Annotated in this window: 1 protein-coding gene; it reads left to right on the forward strand. The window is 45.4% G+C overall.

From position 1 onward, the window contains the following. The first annotated feature begins 61 nt into the window (after positions 1 to 61). Entirely contained in the window at positions 62 to 217 is a 156-nt protein-coding gene (locus tag AK963_RS34630) for a hypothetical protein (protein WP_175404827.1), read from the forward strand. Positions 218 to 262 lie beyond the last annotated feature (45 nt).

A 262-nucleotide genomic window follows, 5' to 3' on the forward strand; every position in this document is an offset into this window, starting at 1 on the left:
AGGCAGTGACTACCAAGCCGAAAAAGGTGTCGGTTAAGTTTGAACGGTTGGAGGATCAGTAATGGAAGACAAGAAAAGAGAAATCCCTCTGTGCCTAAAGCATGGCTCCGCTGGAATGGGTAAATCGCATTTCTCCGCTGTTGCCCTGAGTTCCATTTTCATCATTAAAAAAAAAGAGAGCCTTTCTAAGGCAACCGCCTCTCAGGAGGTGAAGTAATGGCTATCTCTCTCGAATCCATCAGTCGTTCTTCTGGTATCAAAG

This window comes from Endozoicomonas atrinae, from assembly GCF_001647025.1.
Lineage (GTDB): Bacteria > Pseudomonadota > Gammaproteobacteria > Pseudomonadales > Endozoicomonadaceae > Endozoicomonas > Endozoicomonas atrinae.

Excerpts from the sequence above, each read along its gene's own strand:
- AK963_RS34630 (WP_175404827.1), top strand. The coding sequence starts at position 62 with ATGGAAGACAAGAAAAGAGAAATCCCTCTGTGCCTAAAGCATGGCTCC.